The sequence below is a fragment of the Streptomyces sp. NPDC054932 genome (assembly GCF_053610205.1).
In genome coordinates, this window is sequence record NZ_JBSGXU010000009.1 from 51,488 (window position 1) to 66,626 (window position 15,139).

Consider the following 15,139-nt stretch of genomic DNA (forward strand, 5'->3'; position numbering starts at 1 on the left):
CAACGATGCTTGGATCTACTCACGGCACCCTCACCACCGACTTCCGCGCACGTGTCGAGGCCTGCGGGGAGTCTCCCAGGACCGCCGTCCACTCGTCGGCGGCCCCCTCCGCCGACGACGCGGTCCCCGTGGACGTCAGCGGACGACCGCTGCACGCCGACGTCCCCGACCTGGACCGGTTCTTCCGGCCCGAGTCCGTGGCCGTCATCGGCGCATCCGACGCCGACGGCAGGCCCAACACCGGCATCACCCGCCAGCTCATCGCCTGGGCGGAGCGCGTCGGCGCCCGGCTCCACCCGGTCCACCCCACCCGCTCCACCGTCTTCGGGCTGACCTGCCACGCCTCCGTGGCCGACCTGCCCGAACAGGTGGACCTCGCCGTCCTCCTCGTCGCCGACCCGCTCCCCGTCATCGAGGAACTGGCGGAGACCAAGGTCAAGTTCGCCGTGGCCTTCGCCTCCGGCTTCGCCGAGACGGGCGACGCGGGCGCCGCCGCCCAGGAGCGGCTCGGCGCCGCCGTCCGGCGCTCGGGCCTGCGCCTGCTGGGCCCCAACACCAACCTCAACGCCTTCGAGGAGTTCCGCCAGGACCTCGACGGCCCGGCGATCGCCCTGATCACCCAGTCCGGCCACCAGGGCCGGCCCGTCTACACCCTCCAGGAGCTGGGCATCCGGCTCTCCCACTGGGCGCCCACCGGCAACGAGGCCGACCTGGAGACCTCCGACTTCATCTCCTACTTCGCGGAGCAGCCCGAGGTCGGGGCCATCGCCTGCTACGTGGAGGGCCTCAAGGACGGCCGGTCCTTCCTGCTCGCCGCCGACCACGCCGCGCGCAACGGGGTCCCCGTCGTCGCCGTCAAGGTCGGCCGCACCGAGACCGGCGCGCGCATGGCCGCCTCCCACACCGGGAAGCTGACCGGCGCCGACACCGTCGTGGACGCCGCCATGCGCCAGTTCGGCGTCATCCGCGTCGACGGGCTCGACGAGCTCCAGGACACCGCCGCCCTGCTCGCCCGGGCCCGGAAGCCGAAGGCCGACGGGGTCGTCGTCTACTCCATCTCCGGCGGCACCGGCGCCCACTTCTCCGACCTGGCCACGGAGGCGGGCCTGACCCTGCCCACCCTCTCGCAGGCCAAGCAGGACGAGCTGCACCAGTGGATCCCGGAGTACCTGAACGTCGCCAACCCCGTCGACAACGGCGGCCACCCGGTCGGCGACTGGCGCGGCCGGAAGATCATCGACGCGATCCTCGCGGACCCGTCCGTCGGCGTGCTGATCTGCCCGATCACCGGCCCGTTCCCGCCCATGAGCGACAGGCTCGCGCAGGACCTGGTGGACGCCGCCGAGCAGAGCGACAAGCTGATCTGCGTGATCTGGGGCTCCCCCGTCGGCACCGAGGACGCCTACCGCACCACCCTCCTCGGCTCCTCCCGCGTGGCCACCTTCCGCACCTTCGGCAACTGCATCACCGCCGTACGCGCCTACCTCGGCCACCACCGCTTCACCACCGGATACCGCTCCCCCTTCGACGACGCACCGCGCACGCCCTCGCCCTCGTACCGCAAGGCGCAGGCCCTCATGCGACCGTCCCAGCAGCTCAGCGAGCACGCGGCGAAGCAGCTCCTGCGCGCCTACGGGATACGGGTCCCCCGCGAGCAACTGGTGACGAGCGCGGCCGCGGCCGTCCGCGCGGCCGGGCTGGTCGGCTACCCGGTGGTAATGAAGGCATCGGGCCCGCAGCTGGGGCACAAGACGGAGCTCGGCCTCGTGAAGATCGGCCTGACCTCGGCGAGCCAGATCCGCGACGCCTACCGGGAGCTGACCGACATCGCGCGCTACGAGAACGTGCCGCTCGACGGCATCCTGGTCTGCCAGATGGTGGAGCGGGGGGTGGAGATGGTCGTCGGCGTCACCCAGGACGACCTCTTCGGCCCGACCGTCACCGTCGGGCTGGGCGGTGTCCTGGTGGAGGTCCTGCACGACGCGGCCGTCCGCGTCCCGCCGTTCGGCGAGGACCAGGCGCGGGCCATGCTGAGGGAACTGCGCGGCCACGCGCTCCTGGAGGGCGTACGGGGAGCGCCCCCGGCCGATGTGGACGCCCTGGTGGAGGTGGTCCTGCGCATCCAGCGGATGGCCCTCGAACTGGGCGACGAGCTCTCCGAGCTGGACATCAACCCCCTGATGGTCCTCCCCCGCGGGCAGGGGGCGGTGGCCCTGGACGCCCTCGCCATCTGCCGCTGAGCTGCGCTCCTGCCCCGCCGCTTCCCGGGACTGCGCCCCGGACCCCGTACGTGCGCTGCGCGCGCGTGCGCTCAATCGCCGCGCGGGCCGGAAAATCCACCCACGAACGGGAGTCCACCCATGACCCGCGCCCCCGAGGACGAAGTCCTCCACCGCATCGACAACGGCGTCGCCTGGATCACCCTCAACCGCCCCGAGGCGATGAACGCCGTCACCTGGGACCAGCGCGAGCGCGTCATCGCGCTGCTCGCCGGGGCCTCCGCCGACCCCGCCGTCCGCGCCGTCGTCCTCACCGCCACCGGCAAGGGCTTCTGCGCGGGCGCGGACCTGCGCGGCGGCGCCCCCGCGGGCGAGCGGGTCGCCGGCGACGTGGCCCGCATGATCCGCCTCGGCGCGCAGCGCCTGATCACCGCGGTGCTCGACTGCGAGAAGCCGGTCCTCGCCGCCGTCAACGGCACGGCCGCCGGTATCGGCGCGCACCTAGCCCTCGCCTGCGACCTCGTGATCGCAACCGAACCGGCCCGTTTCATCGAGGTGTTCGTCCGGCGCGGTCTGGTGCCCGACGGCGGGGGCGCGTATCTGCTGCCCCGGCTCGTCGGCCCGCAGAAGGCCAAGGAGCTGATGTTCTTCGGCGACGCCGTCCCGGCCGCGGAGGCCGAGCGTCTGGGCCTGGTCAACCGGGTGGTTGCGGCCGAGGAGCTGGAGGCGACCGCCCGCGCGTGGGCCGAGCGGCTCGCGCAGGGCCCCACCCGGGCCCTCGCGATGACCAAGCAGCTGGTCAACGCCTCCCTGGACGGCGACCGGGCGGCCGCGCTGGCCGCCGAGGCCACCGCTCAGGAGATCAACATGACCACGGCGGACGCGAACGAGGGCGTGGCGAGTTTCGTGGAGCGCCGCACGCCCAAGTACCTCGGCCGCTGACCCCGCCGACCCCCCGTCCCTACATCTGCGGGTCGGGCTTGAGCAGGGCGAACACCGCTCCGGCCGGGTCGGCCAGCCAGGCGATCCGGCCGACCTCCGGGAGGTCGGTGGCCGGCATGACCACCGATCCGCCGTTCGCCCGGGCCGCCGCGACGTTGGCGTCGACGTCCGCCGACGCGAAGTACGGCGTCCAGCGCGCCTCCTCGCCCGTGCCCTCGCCCATGAAGGGGGCGACCCCGCCGAAGGAGGCGTCCTGCTGGTCGCCGTCGGCGGTGCTCAGCACCCGGTACGTCATGCCGGGCGCGGGCATCTCGGCGCTCCGCCACCCGAAGAGCCCGGCGTAGAAGGCGATGGCGGCGACCGGGTCCGGTACGTGCAGCTCCGCCCACACCAGCGTGTTGTCGGCGGAGGTCAGCTGGAGTCCGGCGGTCTTCCCGGGCTGCCAGCAGGCGAACTCGGCGCCCTGCGGGTCGGTGTACTGGGCCAGCCAGCCCTCCCCCATGACGTCCATGGGCTCCATCCTGACCGTGCCGCCGCCGTCACGGACGGCCGCGGTGGTGGCCTGGATGTCGGGGGTCATGAAGTGCTGCATCCATGCGGACGTCGCCCCCTCCTCGGTGAGCGGACCGAGCGCGGCGACGGTCTTGCCGTCCACCTGGAAGAACCCGTACCCGCCCGCTTCGGGCCCGGCCGAGACGAACTCCCAGCCGAGGACGGAGGCGTAGAACGCGGCGGCCGCCTCGGTGTCGGGGCTGCCGAGGTCGAGCCAGTTGGGTGATCCGGTGGTGAAGTCGGTGCCGAGCATGGGGTCCTCCGGGGATACGGCGCGGTACGAGGTCGCTGCCACGATGCCGAGCCTCCACCCGCCCCCGGGTGTACGGCCCCCCGGGGGCCGGGGGTTTCACCCGTGTGGGGTAACAGGGGGAAGCGCGCCCCGCCGCAGGTTCCCCGTTTCAGCTCCCGACCCGCTCCGGTGCGGGCAGGAACTGGTCGTAGAAGTTCACCTTGAGCCGCAGCGAGCGCCGTTCCGCGTCCTTGAAGCACTCGGCCGCCCCGTCGTCGTCGCCGAGCAGCTCCCTGAGCCGGGTGCCCAGCCGGTCGGAGTGGCTGGTGGCCAGCAGGTTCACGGTCTCCAGCGAGTGCTTCTTGGCATCGTGCCAGTGGTGCGGGTAGTAGAAGCGCGAGCGGTTCTCGCCGTCCTGCACCAGCTGGGGCTCCATGCGCTCCCACAGCCGCCCGTACTCGACGGAGACCAGGATCTCGCCCCAGAAGCGCAGGACCGTCAACAGCACGAGGTCGGCGCGGTCGTGGTCGCCCGCGTCGGCGATGAGAGCGAAGGTGTCCTCGATGGCCCGCTTCGTCGCCGCCGTCGGCCGGGAACGGACGAGGGCCGTCCGGGAGATCCCGAGCTGGAGCATGTCGTCCGTCATGTCCTCACGGTGCGACTTCGTGTTCCCGCGGGCGTCCGGGTACTCCTCGCGCAGGATCTTCCGGGCCGTCCGCAGCCCCACCTCGTCCTGCAGGAGGTCGATCGCCAGGTCGTAGGCCGGGGTGAAGGCGAGCGACAGGAAGCGCCGCTGGAGCAGGATCCCGGCGAACTCCTCCGCCGGGAGCAGCGCGATGTTCGCGAGCACCGGATGCTGTCTGTACTGCTCGATCAGTTCGTCCTCGAACCTGTCCAGTTCCCACACGGTCCTAGCCCCTCTCCCTGATCACTGGCTGATGTCGATCGATCTCGCCGGGTCGCGCAGATCCACTTCGCGACCGATGTCCCACAAGGTGTCCAGCTCCTTCTGAACCTGCCGGCCCATCACGGAGTCGCACCCGTCTATCTCGATCTGGGTGGACTCGATGGCGAGCTGCCCGTGCAGGAAGGAGCTGACCAGATAGTGCTCGTCGGCCTTGTACACGGCGATCGACGGCAGGGAGTTGTAGACCTGCACCTTGAGCTTGTCCTGCAGCTCCCGCGGCAGGCGGCCGTGGAGCCTGTGGAGGATCTCGAGGCTCGCGTCCACGGAGACCGAGCTGCTCGTGTTGCGCAGCGCCTGGTCGCGCAGGTCCACCACGGCGGACTTCGGGTGCACCAGCAGGATGCGCACCTCGACGTTCCGCTCGGTGATGGCCTTCTCCAGCTCCGCCTCGAGGCCGTCGAGGTTGGGTATCCAGGTCTGCAGGACGGCCACCTCGCGCCGGGCACCGCCCACGAGGCGTTTGAATTCCACGGTGGGGAATTGCGGGTGGACCCTCGTCACGCCGAGGTAGTGCTGGCGGCGGAGCTCGCCGGTGAGGCCGTCCAGCGTGAGGCCGGAGATCTGCGTGCTGATGCTGTCGAGCACCTTCAGGCGGTCGAACTCCATCAGGAGGAAGAGGGTGACCGTGCTCAGGATGAGCAGCGTGATCTTCGGGAGCGTGCCTCCGGGGGCCATCCTGTCGAGCCATCCGAGGACGTCGGCGAGCAGGACCCCGATGCCTGCCGCGGCCATCGTACCCAGTGAGATCCGCTCGGCCCGGTAGCGAAAACCGTTGCCCATGACCACCCCCAGCCCCCGACGTCCTTGTCGTTGGCCATGACCCTACACACGGGGGGCTCCGGCCCGCCAAGTGCCCCATGTCTCCTTGCTCACAAGGGAGTTCAGGCCAATGACCGAATCGCGTAATCCGGCTGCGGCCCGGCACGAAGGCCCGAGGTCAGCGCGATCCGTCAACGCCGCAGCACGCCACCCCTTCCTATCTGACGAACCGTCAGCTTCAATCGGGAGGGTGATGGGACATGCAGGGATGGCGGCCACCGTCGTCCGATACCTCAGGTCAGTCGGCTCCCCCACCTCCGCCTCGGCGCAGCGGGAGACCGAGCCCCTCGACGCCCTGCCGCGTCCCGAGCTACGGGCCGTCGGCGAGGACGAGCGCGCGCCGGTCTCCCCCGCCGAGTTCCGGGCCGTCCTCGGCAACTTCGCCAGCGGGGTCACCGTCATCACCGCACCGCCCGGCGAGGAAGAGGACGGACCGGCCGGCTTCGCCTGCCAGTCCTTCGCCTCGCTCTCCCTCGACCCGCCCCTGGTCACCTTCATGGTGGCCCGTACGTCGACCACCTGGCCGCGGATCGCCCGCGCCGGGGTGTTCTGCGTCAACATCCTGGGGGCCGAGCAGGGTGAGCTGTGCCGGTCCTTCGCCGTCAGCGGCGCCGACAAGTTCGCGGGGGTGACCCACACCCCGGCCCCCGTCACGGGATCGCCGCAGCTCGACGACGTTCCCGCGTGGATCGACTGCCGGATCCAGGCCGTCCACACCGGCGGGGACCACCTCATCGTCGTGGGCCGGGTCGTGGCCATGGGCGCGGCCGGCGAGGGCGATCCGCTCCTCTTCCACAAGGGCCGCTTCGGACGCCTGGCCGACTGACCGGGCAGCCGGCCGGGGTGGCGAACCGGCCCGAACCGGATTGCCGCCGCCTGTTGATTTTCCTGTGCCCGTCCGCTGCGTATGCTCCGCTCGGAGCGGCACACCTCGGTGTCCCGCGCTCTTTCGGAATTCTTCGGATACGCGGGGATTTGATTTGATACTGAACCTGATGCGGCGCACGCGTGGCGCGGTCGCCGTCACGGTCGCCACCGGGGCCCTGCTGGTGGCCGCTTCGCCTGCCTCGGCGGCACCGGTCGCGGCGCCTCCCATCACGGCGGCCGGCGCGATCCTGATCGACGGCACCACCGGCGCCACGCTCACGAGCAAGGCCGCCGACACCCAGCGGCAGGGCGCGAGCACCACGAAGATCATGACCGCGCACGTGGTGCTGCGGTCTCCCGGTCTGGACCTCAACAAGAAGGTCACCATCAAGAAGGAGTACGCGGACTACGTCGTCCGCGAGGGTGCGAGCTCCGCCCACCTGAAGGTGGGTGCCACGCCGACGGTCCGCCAGCTGCTGTACGGCCTGATGCTGCCGTCCGGCTGCGACGCCGCCTACGCGCTCGCCGACACCTTCGGCAAGGGCTCGACCACGGCGGCCCGCAAGGCGGACTTCATCGCGCAGATGAACGCCAAGGCGAAGGCCCTGGGCATGACCAGGACCACCTACGACTCCTTCGACGGCATCTCACCGACCGGCAGGAACCTGACGACCCCGCGCGACCTCGCGAAGCTCACCAAGTACGCGATGGCGGGCACCACCTTCCCGAAGCTCGTGAAGGCCACGACCTACAGCACCGGCGGCACGTCCACCGACGCCACGTGGGGCAACAGCAACCTGCTGATCCGCGAGCGCCCGACCGGCTACGCGTACCCCGGTGCGATCGGCGTCAAGACCGGCACCGGCACCGCCGCGGGCAAGTGCCTCGTCTACTCGGCGACCCGCAACGGCAAGACCGTCATCGGCGTCCTGCTGAACGACGGGGAGCGCTACGCGGACGCCATGAAGCTCATGGACTGGTCCCTCGGTTCCAGCACCGGCTCCGGTGCAGCGCTGCAGCGCGGCAACACCGACCCGATCCCGGACGTCCTCGACTGACGCTGACACGGCATACGGCATACGGCTCCTGAGCCGGCGGGCACGCACCCGCCGGCGCAGGAGCCGAGTCGTTTCCGGCCGGTCAGAAGGTGAGCACCCCGCGCGCCACCCGCCCGTGGTGGGCGTCGTCCGCCGCCTTGGCGAAGTCCTCGACCGGATAGACCTCCGTCACCAGCTCGTCCAGCAGCAGCCTGCCCTGCCGGTAGAGCTCGGCGTACAGGGCGATGTCGCGCTGCGGGCGCGAGGACCCGTACCGGCAGCCCATGATCGTCTTGTCCAGGTACATGGACGACACGAGGAAGGACGCCTCCTCCTGGAAGCCCGGCACACCGAGCAGGACCGCCTGCCCGTGCCGGTCGAGGAGGTCGATCGCCCGGCGGATCAGCCGGACGTTGCCCACGCACTCGAAGGCGTGGTCGGCGCCGGTCGGCAGGATCTCGCGCACCGCCGCCGACGAGTCGGCCACGGCGGACGCGTCGATGAAGTGCGTGGCCCCGAACTGCCGGGCCACCGCCTCCTTCGCCGGGTTGGCGTCCACCGCCACGATCGTGGCGGCACCGGCGATCCGGGCTCCCTGCAGGACGTTGAGGCCGATGCCCCCGGTGCCGATGACGACCACGCTCTCGCCGCGGTCCACGCGCGCCCGGTTCAGTACCGCCCCCACCCCCGTGAGGACCCCGCAGCCGATGAGCGCCGCCGACGTCAGCGGGATGTCGGCCGGGATCTTCACGGCCTGCACGGCCCTGACGATCGTGCGCTCCGCGAAGGCGGAGTTCGAGGCGAACTGGAACAGCGGCTTCCCGCCCCGCGAGAACGGCTGGCCCGGCATCCCGATCGCCTTGCGGCACATCGTCGGCCGGCCCCGGTCGCAGTCCGCGCACGCCCCGCAGTTCGCGAGGGTGGACAGCGCCACGTGATCGCCCGTCGTCACGTGGGTGACGCCCGCGCCCACCGCCTCCACGATCCCCGCGCCCTCGTGCCCCAGCACCACCGGCGGCGGGAACGGAATCGTCCCGTCGATCACCGACAGGTCGCTGTGGCACAGTCCGGCGGCCCCGATCGCGACCAGCACCTCCCCCGGCCCCGGGTCGCGGATCTCCAGGTCGTCGACCACCTGGGCCTGCTTGCCGTCGAATACGACGCCTCTCACCTGGACTCCTTAGGCAGGCCGAGCACACGCTCGGCGATGATGTTCCGCTGGATCTCGTCCGAGCCGCCGTAGATGGTGTCGGCACGGGTGAACAGGAACAGGCGCTGCTCCTCGTCGAGCCCGAGTTCGTAGGCGAGAGCGGGCGCCCAGTCCGCCGGCCCGGCGGCGGCCGCCGCGCCGCGGACCTCCACCGCCAGCTCCCCGAGCCGCCGGTGCCACCCGCCCCACAACAGCTTGGCCACGCTCGGCGCGCCCGGATCCCCCCCGGAGCCGAGGGTGCGCAGTGCGTTCCACCGCATGGTGCGCAGCTGCGCCCACTGCCGGACGAGCCGCTCCCGCAGTACGGGGTCCCCGGCGCCCGAAGCGGCCCGCGCCGCGTACGCGGCCAGGACCCGGTCCAGTTCCGCCGCGAACCCGATCTGCTGGACCAGCGTCGAGACCCCCCGCTCCAGGGCGAGCAGGCCCATGGCCACGGTCCAGCCGTCGCCCTCGGCGCCGACGACCTCCGCCGCGACCGCCCCGTCGAAGAACACCTCGTTGAACTCGCTCGTCCCCGACATCTGCCGGATGGGCCGGACCTCGACGCGGCCGGGCTGGTCCATCCGTACGAGCAGGAACGACAGCCCCCGGTGGCGGCGCGAGCCCGGCTCGGTGCGCGCCAGGACGAAGCACCAGTCGGCGTCCTGCGCGAGCGAGGTCCAGATCTTCTGGCCGGTCACCCGGTACAGCCCGTCGGCCGCGTCCCGTACCGCGGCCGTCCGGATCCCCGCGAGGTCGGATCCGGCGCCCGGCTCGCTGTAGCCCTGGCACCACAGCTCCTCGCCCCGTGCGATGCCGGGCAGGAAGCGGCCCTGCTGCTCGGGCGACCCGTAGGCGATGAGCGTCGGGGCGAGCAGGTTCTCGCCGATGTGACCGACCCGGCCGGGCGCGCGCAGGGCCGCGTACTCCTCGGCCCACACCACCTGGCCGGTCAGGGACAGCCGGCGGTTGCCCCATCCTTCGGCCGCCCAGCCCTGCCCGATCCAGCCGCCCCGCCCCAGCTCGCGCTCCCACGCGCGCCGGATCCCGGTTCCCTCGTGCTCGCTGCCCGGCCCGCCGAGGCCGACGGCCTGCGCGTACGGGCCCACGAGGTGCTCCGCCAGCCACGCCCGGGCGCGCCCGCGCAGCTCCTCGTCCTCGGCCCCGAAGCTGAAGTCCACCCCGCGCCCCTACGCGTTGGGGCGGTCCTCGGCGGCCGCCGCCTTCGCCATGGCCTCCAGCTGGGCGAGCATCGGCATCGGGTCGGTGCCCACCGTGCCGGGCAGGAAGTCGGCGATCTTCTCCGGCGTCCAGGAGCCCTCGGCGTATCCGGCGCGCAGTTCGCGCGGCTGCGCCCAGACGGCGATCTTCGGGCCGGCGATCGTGTAGACCTGCCCGGTGATGTCCTCGGCCCTGGCCCGGTCGCTGAGCAGGTAGGTGACGAGCGCCGCCACGTCCTCGGGCTCGCCGATCTCCTTGAGCTCCATGGGAACGTTCGCGGACATGCGGGTCCGGGCGACGGGTGCGACGGCGTTGGCCGTGACCCCGTACTTGGCCAGGCCCAGCGCGGCGGACCGGACGAGCGAGATGATCCCGCCCTTGGCGGCGCTGTAGTTGGCCTGGGCGACGGAGCCCTGGTGGTTGCCGCTGGTGAAGCCGATCAGGGTGCCCGAGCCCTGCCTGCGCATGACGGCGGAGGCGGCGCGGAAGACGGTGAAGGTGCCCTTGAGGTGGGTGGCGACCACCGGGTCCCACTCCTCCTCGGACATGTTGAACAGCATCCGTTCGCGCAGGATGCCGGCGACGCACACGACGCCGTCGATGCGGCCGTACCGGGTGAGCGCGGTGTCGACGAGGCGCTGGCCGCCCGCCATGGTGGAGATGTCGTCGGCGACGGCGACGGCTTCCCCGCCCGCGGCGACGATCTCCTTCACCACGGCCTCGGCGATCTCGCTGGTGGGCTCCGCGCCCTCGATCCCGACCCCGTAGTCGTTGACGACGACCTTGGCGCCCTCGGCGGCCGCGGCGAGTGCCACGGCCCGCCCGATGCCCCGGCCGGCGCCGGTGACGGCGACGACCTTGCCTGCCAAGAAGTTCCCCACGTCCGGCCCCTTCCCGCGATTTCTGACGGACCGTTAGATTCTATGGGTAGTCAGATGCACCTGCACAAGCCCTCGTTGCCGCATCCACGCAAGGAGCTGTCGACGCCCATGACCCTGCCCGCCGAGTTCCACGACATCGCCAAGCGCGTCAACAACTGGGGACGCTGGGGCGCCGACGACGAGATCGGCACCCTGAACCTGATCACGGACGAGGTGGTCCGGGCCGCCGCGGCGGAGATACGCACCGGCCGCCGGATCCCGCTCGCCCTCCCGCTCAAGGAGGACGGGGTCCAGGTCGGCATGATCCCCGGCCGGATCAACCCGCTGCACACGATGGTGCAGATCAACCAGGAGCTCTTCGGCCCGGGCACGGTGGCCTGCAGCGACGACGCCGTGAGCATGGGTCTCCAGGCGGGCACCCACTGGGACGCGCTCACCCACGTCTCGCACTCGGGGAAGATCTACAACGGCCGCCCGGCCGGCACCATCACGGCGCACGGCCGCGCCGAGTTCAGCGGCATCGACAAGGCCGGGCACATCGTCTCGCGCGGAGTGCTCCTCGACGTCGCACGCGCGAAGGGGCTGGACCGGCTGCCGGGCGGCCACGCGGTGACCCCCGGGGACCTCGCGGAGGCCGAGGAGTTCGGCGGGGTGAGCGTCCGCGCCGGCGACATCGTCCTGGTCCGCACGGGCCAGATCCAGGTCTACCTGTCGGGCGACAAGCACGGCTACGGCTTCCCTTCGCCGGGCCTGTCGGTCCGTACGCCCGAGTGGTTCCACGCGCGGGACGTGGCGGCCGTCGCGAACGACACCCTGACCTTCGAGATCTTCCCGCCGGAGATCGAGAACCTGTGGCTGCCCGTCCACGCCCTCGACCTGGTCGAGATGGGCATGCACCAGGGCCAGAACTGGAACCTCGAGAAGTTGTCCACAGCCTGTGCAGAAGAGAACCGTTACGCCTTTCTCCTGTCCGCGATGCCGGAACCGTTCGTCGGCGGGACCGGCACCCCCGTGGCTCCGGTGGCCGTCCTCTGAGGCCCCGGCGATCCGCCCCGGGGGGCTTTGCCCGCACGGCCCCCGGGGACTCCTCCGGCGTGGAACCATGGCGTGTCCATGACGCGTCACCGTTCGCGCGTCACCCATGGAGCCCACCACCCTCACCGCAGGAGAAGCGCATGGCCAACCCTTACGAGGTAACGCCGCCCCAGCCCCCCAGACGCCGGTCCAACGGAGGACTCGTCTCCTTCCTCGCCATCGCCCTGGTCATCGCCGGCCTCTACGGCGCCTCCAAGTGGCTCGGCGACGACGGCAAGTCAAAGACCACCGCGTCCACCTCGGCGTCCCCGTCCGCCAAGCCTTCCGCCAAGGACCCCGGCAACCCCGAGTCCTCGTCCGACACCTCCAGTTCGTGGAAGGTCGGCGACTGCGGCGGTCCCGACCCGGCCAACAAGCCCGACGGCTACCGGCCGCAGGGCTGCTCCGACTCGGGCGCCACCTTCAAGGCCATCGACATCAAGGACGCCAGCATCCTCCCGGGCTCGATCCAGTGCCCGCCCGGCACCGACCTGATGATCGAAGTGAGCATCTCGTACGGCGGCAAGAAGAGCGGCATACCCACCAACACGGTCTGCGGCCGCAACCTCTCCGGCGACCACCCCGGCGACCCGGGCGCGGGCGGCGGACAGCTGGTCCAGGGCGACTGCGTGACCGACCGGGCCCAGGAGGTCGCCTGTGCCGGCGGCTCGGGCGGCTCCAAGGTCCTCGGCCTGGTCAAGACGAAGGGCGAGTGCCCGTCCGGGACCACGCAGCCCATGCAGCTGACCATGGCGGTGGGCCGCCCGTACGACGTGATCTGCACCGACGGCTAGGCCGTCTCTTTCGGATCTTGTCGGTCGGGCCCGCGTCGTCCGGTGCCGTGCATCTCCCCCAGCTACCGCTGGGAGGTGCCCCCTGGGCGGAGGAGCGCCGTTGTACTGGACGTACTGCGGTGCTCCGACAACGCGGCGAGGTGCGGTGCCGGACGGCGCGGGCCCGGCAAGATCCGGAAGAGACGGCCTGAACCCTTCCCGGGGCACGGCGCGGTGTCAGGACCGTGCCGCGCCCCGGGGCGGTCGGGTGGTTACGGGAACAGGTGGCCCCAGTCGTAGACCTTGCCGTCCTTGAGCACCAGGTTGTGCTCCTCCCCCGCGGACATCCCGCTGACGCCCGACTTGGCCGCCGGGGCGTTGCACAGGCCGGACTCGGCGGCCCAGCCGATGACTTCGCCCCCCTTGAGGGCGAAGCTGCACGATTTGGAGGCGTAGATGGCGGTGACGCCCGACTCCGCGGCAGCCGGCACCTTCAGGTCGGTCCCCCCGTAGCCCCAGATGATGACCTTGCCGTCCTTGAGGGCGAGGAGGTGACCCGGGGCTGCCGCGATGGCGGAGACTCCGGACGTCGCCTCGGCGGGCACCTTGCGCAGGTACTCTTCGTCGCCCCAGACGACGACCTTGCCGTCCTTGAGGGCCATGCTGGTTCCGTGGGCGGCTGCGACGGCACTCACGCCGGACGTGGCCTCGGCAGGCACGGTGACGACGCCATTATTGTTCTCGCCCCAGGCGACGACCTTGCCGTCCTTCAGGGCCAGCGAATGCGACCACCCGGTGGCGATCGCGGAGACACCGGACTTCGCGGCGGCCGGTACGGAGGTCTGCCGGCGCAGGTTGTCACCCCATGCGACGACCCCGCCGTTCTTGAGCGCCAGCGCATGCCGCGGCCCGGCGCTGATCGCGGTGACACCCGACTTCGCGGCGGCCGGCACGGAGGTCTGGCCGAAGTCGCTCTTGCCCCACGCCGTGGTCGTGCCGTTCTTCAGCGCCAGGCTGTACTGGGGCCCGGCGCTGACGGCGCTGACCCCGGTCCTGACCTCGCTCGGCACGGTGATCTGGGTGAACGCCTTGTAGTCACCGTTGTCGGTGTCCCGGGCGATGCGCGCACGGACCGACCAGCCACCCCCCTGGATGGTCGACGTGACGTCGACGGTCCCCGGACCGCACTGCCGTACCGAGGAACTCCCCCACCATCGGAACGGCCTGGGCTTGCCGATCCATTCCGAACCGACCTGGACGTAGTAGCAGGCTTCCGGATTGGGATCGGTGACGGTCAGGGTGCCCGTCAGGTGGTAAGGCTCCTTCTCCGGGCTGGTCCCGTTGTTCTCGCTGGTGATCACGCCGGCGCCCGACGCGCCCTCGATGCTCTCGTTCCACGCCTGGCTCCACGGCTCCTCGGAGGACGCCGCCGACGCACTCGCGGTCCCCGCCATCAGCAACGCACCCGTCGCAGCAGCAGCCAACAGTTTTCGCATGGATCAAGGCCTTCCGTCGTCACGTTCCAGGGTGGTGCCCAGCGGCCCCGGACCCGGCGCGGAGACCGCTGTCCAGACCGGCAAGACACCCCAAACGCTATGCAGTTGCCTTATTGCGCCGGTATCGATCACCGCCCCGACGGCGACGACGGCCCGCGGGATGCGCGGGCGCGCAGGCGGCGCCCGGTCAGGACGAGTTCCTCCGGTACGAGCATCCTGTCCAGGACGAACCGGCCGAGCAGGCCCTGCGGCCCGGTGACGACCAGGACGTGCCCTTCCGCCGTCAGGCTCAGTTCGCTCCACCGGTGGCTCCACTGCGACCGGTGGTCGAACTCCCACAGCTGGAGCCGGCGGGTGGTCGTCGTCAGGGAGTAGGACGTGTAGTCGTTCTCCTTGAGGGGCGGTGGCGCCGGGACGCCCTCGGGGACCGGCTTCACCCGGTACCGGCCCAGCTCCATCTCGCCGGCATCGAGCGTGTCCCTGCGGACCTCCGCCTTGAGGCCGTCCCGGCGACCGGTCACCGCCCCGCCGATGCCTCCCAGGAGGCCCAGGGCGAGGCAGATCGTCAGGGTGGCCCACCAGGGCAGGTGCTCCGGACCTTCGATGGCGATCGGCACGACGGCGGCCGCGCCGGCGATCCCGCCCCAGACCGCGGCCCTGCGCACGCGTCCCCGGCGTGCCGCCTCCGCCTCGTCCGACCGGCCCGCCTCCGCCCCTTCGACCGTCCCGTCCATCCGCTCCCCCGCCCCTCGTGACGCTGCTGCCGCTTCCCGTCAACACCGTATGGGAGCACGGGGATTCGGGGCTCAGTGGTTCCGGCTCAGTGGTTCCGGCTCAGTGTTCCGCAGCGGTTCCGGCCCGGGCCGCCCG

Annotated in this window: 14 protein-coding genes; 6 read left to right on the plus strand and 8 right to left on the minus strand. The window is 71.6% G+C overall.

Annotation, left to right across the window (positions count from 1 at the left end; translation table 11 throughout):
• Positions 1–5: 5 nt before the first annotated feature.
• Positions 6–2,240 (plus strand): acetate--CoA ligase family protein, encoded by a 2,235-nt coding sequence (locus ACWGE1_RS04430; protein WP_453419061.1) that lies wholly within the window; start codon positions 6–8, stop codon positions 2,238–2,240.
• Between the two features lie 120 nt (positions 2,241–2,360).
• Positions 2,361–3,161 (plus strand): enoyl-CoA hydratase/isomerase family protein, encoded by an 801-nt coding sequence (locus ACWGE1_RS04435; RefSeq protein ID WP_453419062.1) that lies wholly within the window; start codon positions 2,361–2,363, stop codon positions 3,159–3,161.
• A 19-nt stretch (positions 3,162–3,180) separates the two neighbouring features.
• On the opposite strand, the gene ACWGE1_RS04440 is transcribed toward ACWGE1_RS04435, so the two are convergent.
• The 3 genes from ACWGE1_RS04440 to ACWGE1_RS04450 all read right to left on the minus strand — a co-directional run bounded on the left by ACWGE1_RS04440 (position 3,181) and on the right by ACWGE1_RS04450 (position 5,692).
• Positions 3,181–3,966 carry a VOC family protein gene (locus tag ACWGE1_RS04440; RefSeq protein ID WP_453419095.1) on the minus strand — a complete coding sequence of 262 codons (786 nt, stop codon included), beginning with the start codon at positions 3,964–3,966 and terminating at the stop codon, positions 3,181–3,183.
• A gap of 148 nt (positions 3,967–4,114) precedes the next feature.
• On the minus strand, positions 4,115–4,852 hold the full coding sequence (locus tag ACWGE1_RS04445; RefSeq protein ID WP_453419063.1) for a hypothetical protein: 738 nt from the start codon (positions 4,850–4,852) through the stop codon (positions 4,115–4,117).
• Positions 4,853–4,873: 21 nt separating this feature from the next.
• Entirely contained in the window at positions 4,874–5,692 is an 819-nt protein-coding gene (locus ACWGE1_RS04450) for a hypothetical protein (RefSeq protein WP_453419064.1), read from the minus strand.
• Positions 5,693–5,939: 247 nt separating this feature from the next.
• On the opposite strand from ACWGE1_RS04450, the gene ACWGE1_RS04455 reads away from it, so the two are divergent.
• Together ACWGE1_RS04455 and ACWGE1_RS04460 are read left to right on the plus strand one after the other, a co-directional pair.
• Entirely contained in the window at positions 5,940–6,557 is a 618-nt protein-coding gene (locus ACWGE1_RS04455) for a flavin reductase family protein (RefSeq protein ID WP_453419096.1), read from the plus strand.
• 169 nt (positions 6,558–6,726) lie between these two features.
• Positions 6,727–7,656, plus strand: a complete 930-nt coding sequence (locus ACWGE1_RS04460; protein ID WP_453419065.1) for a D-alanyl-D-alanine carboxypeptidase family protein — start codon at positions 6,727–6,729, stop codon at positions 7,654–7,656.
• Positions 7,657–7,738: 82 nt separating this feature from the next.
• On the opposite strand, the gene ACWGE1_RS04465 is transcribed toward ACWGE1_RS04460, so the two are convergent.
• Genes ACWGE1_RS04465 through ACWGE1_RS04475 form a run of 3 tightly spaced genes read right to left on the minus strand, consistent with a single transcriptional unit; the run spans position 7,739 to position 10,926 of the window.
• Complete coding sequence (locus ACWGE1_RS04465; protein ID WP_453419066.1) at positions 7,739–8,806, minus strand: Zn-dependent alcohol dehydrogenase; 1,068 nt, start codon at positions 8,804–8,806, stop codon at positions 7,739–7,741.
• On the minus strand, positions 8,803–10,005 hold the full coding sequence (locus ACWGE1_RS04470) for an acyl-CoA dehydrogenase family protein (RefSeq protein WP_453419067.1): 1,203 nt from the start codon (positions 10,003–10,005) through the stop codon (positions 8,803–8,805). The genes ACWGE1_RS04465 and ACWGE1_RS04470 overlap by 4 nt, the downstream gene beginning before the upstream one ends.
• 9 nt (positions 10,006–10,014) lie before the next feature.
• A complete protein-coding gene (locus tag ACWGE1_RS04475) occupies positions 10,015–10,926 on the minus strand; it encodes an SDR family oxidoreductase (RefSeq protein ID WP_453419068.1) in 912 nt (303 codons plus the stop codon).
• Positions 10,927–11,034: 108 nt separating this feature from the next.
• Here ACWGE1_RS04475 and ACWGE1_RS04480 point away from each other — a divergent pair, with 108 nt between their 5' ends.
• Together ACWGE1_RS04480 and ACWGE1_RS04485 are read left to right on the plus strand one after the other, a co-directional pair.
• Entirely contained in the window at positions 11,035–11,961 is a 927-nt protein-coding gene (locus ACWGE1_RS04480; RefSeq protein ID WP_453419069.1) for a cyclase family protein, read from the plus strand.
• 140 nt (positions 11,962–12,101) lie between these two features.
• Positions 12,102–12,794, plus strand: a complete 693-nt coding sequence (locus ACWGE1_RS04485; RefSeq protein WP_453419070.1) for a hypothetical protein — start codon at positions 12,102–12,104, stop codon at positions 12,792–12,794.
• A 251-nt stretch (positions 12,795–13,045) separates the two neighbouring features.
• On the opposite strand, the gene ACWGE1_RS04490 is transcribed toward ACWGE1_RS04485, so the two are convergent.
• Together ACWGE1_RS04490 and ACWGE1_RS04495 are read right to left on the minus strand one after the other, a co-directional pair.
• Positions 13,046–14,269, minus strand: coding sequence for an RCC1 domain-containing protein (locus ACWGE1_RS04490; RefSeq protein WP_453419071.1), 1,224 nt, complete (start codon positions 14,267–14,269; stop codon positions 13,046–13,048).
• Between the two features lie 128 nt (positions 14,270–14,397).
• Positions 14,398–15,003, minus strand: a complete 606-nt coding sequence (locus tag ACWGE1_RS04495; RefSeq protein WP_453419072.1) for a hypothetical protein — start codon at positions 15,001–15,003, stop codon at positions 14,398–14,400.
• Between the last annotated feature and the right edge of the window lie 136 nt (positions 15,004–15,139).